Origin of the sequence: Mesorhizobium sp. M7A.F.Ca.US.011.01.1.1 (genome assembly GCF_003998295.1) — a bacterium.
In the GTDB taxonomy this organism is placed as follows: domain Bacteria; phylum Pseudomonadota; class Alphaproteobacteria; order Rhizobiales; family Rhizobiaceae; genus Mesorhizobium.
Genome location: NZ_RZRT01000248.1, coordinates 1 through 412, shown reverse-complemented (window position 1 = coordinate 412; position 412 = coordinate 1). Strand labels below are relative to the sequence as shown.

General features: G+C 62.4%; 1 pseudogene. It reads right to left on the bottom strand.

Annotated elements, in window-relative coordinates:
* A pseudogene (locus EOA13_RS37575) lies at window positions 1-412 on the bottom strand (UDP-N-acetyl-D-mannosamine dehydrogenase); the annotation flags it as partial.

Here is a 412-nt window from a genome sequence, read left to right as displayed (position 1 = left end):
TTTCCCGGCAACACGCGCTCGGGCGAATAGGCGACCAGGACATCGGCCTCTTCGCCATGCACGAGAGGAAATTTGAGATCGGGCCGCAACTCGGCAAGCAGTGCCGTCATGATGCGCGTCGTGCCGACCGGCGATGTCGATTCCAGAACCACGAGGTCTCCCCGCTTCAGCACGGATGCGACGCTTCGTGCCGCCGCGAGCACATAGCTCACATCCGGCTTGTGGTCCTCGGTCATCGGGGTCGGCACGGCGATGATAAAGGCGTCCGCCGGCTGCGGCGTGCTAAAAGCCCTGAGCTTGCCGTTGGCCACAACCTTCTGGATCAAACCATCAAGGACCGGCTCGACGATGTGGATTTCGCCGCGATTGACCTTCTCGACCACGGCCTCGTTGACGTCGACGCCACTGACGT